Source organism: Novosphingobium sp. B-7, from assembly GCF_000410615.1.
Taxonomy (GTDB): Bacteria; Pseudomonadota; Alphaproteobacteria; order Sphingomonadales; family Sphingomonadaceae; genus Novosphingobium; species Novosphingobium capsulatum.
Genome location: NZ_KE148502.1, coordinates 485 through 760 on the forward strand (window position 1 = coordinate 485; position 276 = coordinate 760).

The window sequence follows — 276 nt, forward strand, 5'->3', positions numbered from 1 at the left end:
TACAAGGCGCTGGTGATTGCCATCGCCGTGCTGATCATCACCTGCCCCTGCGCGCTGGGGCTGGCGGTGCCGGTGGCGCAGGTGGTCGCGGCGGGCGCGCTGATGAAGCGTGGCGTGCTGATCAAGGACGGCTCGGCGCTGGAGCGGCTGGCCGAAGTGGACCGCATGCTGATCGACAAGACCGGCACGCTCACCCTGGGGCGCCCGGTGCCCGACGCCAGCGCACTCGATGCACTGACGCCACAGGAAGCCGGCGTCGCGCTGGCGCTGGCCAGC

General features: G+C 71.4%; 1 pseudogene. It reads left to right on the plus strand.

The features are described 5' to 3' along the window. Positions 1-276, plus strand: a pseudogene (locus H926_RS35255) (nitrogen fixation protein FixI); the annotation flags it as partial.